Source organism: uncultured Agitococcus sp. (assembly GCF_937920075.1).
Classification (GTDB): Bacteria; Pseudomonadota; Gammaproteobacteria; order Pseudomonadales; family Moraxellaceae; genus Agitococcus.
The window spans coordinates 1-1271 of record NZ_CALETI010000012.1; the positions used below are offsets into that span (position 1 = coordinate 1).

The 1271-nt window shown below is 41.7% G+C and carries 1 protein-coding gene and 1 pseudogene; both read left to right on the forward strand.

The annotated features are described in order from the left end of the window. The coding region (locus Q0212_RS00360; RefSeq protein WP_297920610.1) for a hypothetical protein at positions 1–287 on the forward strand (287 nt) is incomplete at its 5' end. Then, a pseudogene (locus tag Q0212_RS00365) lies at positions 287–1271 on the forward strand (hypothetical protein); the annotation flags it as partial. The gene Q0212_RS00360 and the pseudogene Q0212_RS00365, both read left to right, overlap by 1 nt.

Sequence of the window (1271 nt, forward strand, 5' to 3'; positions counted from 1 at the left end):
AAACTACTGAGGGCGGTCAGTTTGTAGGGCGAATCAAGGTATCAAAGGGCGCAAGATCAAACATTACGTTTAAGACTGTGCCTCAAGCATGGGTGCGTGATTATTGGGAAGCCTTTGTGCGTCATGCCGAGTTATTGCCGTTTTTGTTTAGTTGGAATCACGAATTTTACCCACAAGATGCCTGTTTTTGCGTGACCGATGGTGAAATACCGCCGTTATCTATCAATGAAAATCGTTATCACGATGTAAGTTTGCCTGTACAGTGTTTATTAAGTGGTATTGCGTAATGTCATATAATAATGAAGTTGCAAAGTTTGGGCGCATTCCTACTGTTTTTGTAGAATTAGACATGGATTTTTGCGCTAACACTTACGGTATAGCCCCTTGTACTGCCAGTATTGGTGTGACTGGTGCAGCCAAGTGCTACAACACCTATGCAACGTGCCAAAGCAAGCCAAACTTTAATAAAATAACCAAAACTTACCGATTTTGTGAGCAAAACGCTGATTTACCTATTGGGTTATCTGCTATACCGCTTCTAAAATCGATCAGTTTTGCTAGTCAAGAAATTACCCCAAACAAGGGTTTAGGCGTACGCGGTAGCGTGTCTATTAGCTTTATTGATGCACCTTACCCCGACACCGAGATTGACCCCTATTTTACAGAACGTAGCAGTCAAGGCACGTTTTGGGGAAAGTTTAAAGCGCGTAATCCGTTTTATGAAAATAGAGTTTTGCGTGTAAGACGCGGTTATTTAACAAAAAACGGCTTTGATTGGGTTAACTTTGTTAATAGCGTGTATGTGATTGAACAGCTACAAGGCATAGCCAAAGACGACAGTGTAAAAATTGTTGCTAAAGACATTTTAAAGTTGGCAGACGACAAAAAAGCCTTATATCCAAAACCGAGCAATGGCCGTTTAAGTGCCAATATTGACGCAATTCAAACCAGTTTTACCCTTACCCCTAGTGGGGTAGGTAGCCAGTATCAAACAAGCGGTAAATTAGCGATTAGCGGCGAAATGATGGCATACACACGAACTGGTGACACATTTACTGTAGTTCGTGGTGCAAGTAATACTAAAGCCGAAGATCACAAAGCAGATGACACAGTGCAAGAAGTGGGTATTTTTGTGGCTGAAAAAATCCAAGACGTGATTTATCAACTTTTAACTACTTATAGCGGTATAAGCACCAGTTATATAGACAAACCCACGTGGGACGCGGAGGCAACAGCATACTTAGCAGGTGTTTGGAGTGCTGATATACCTG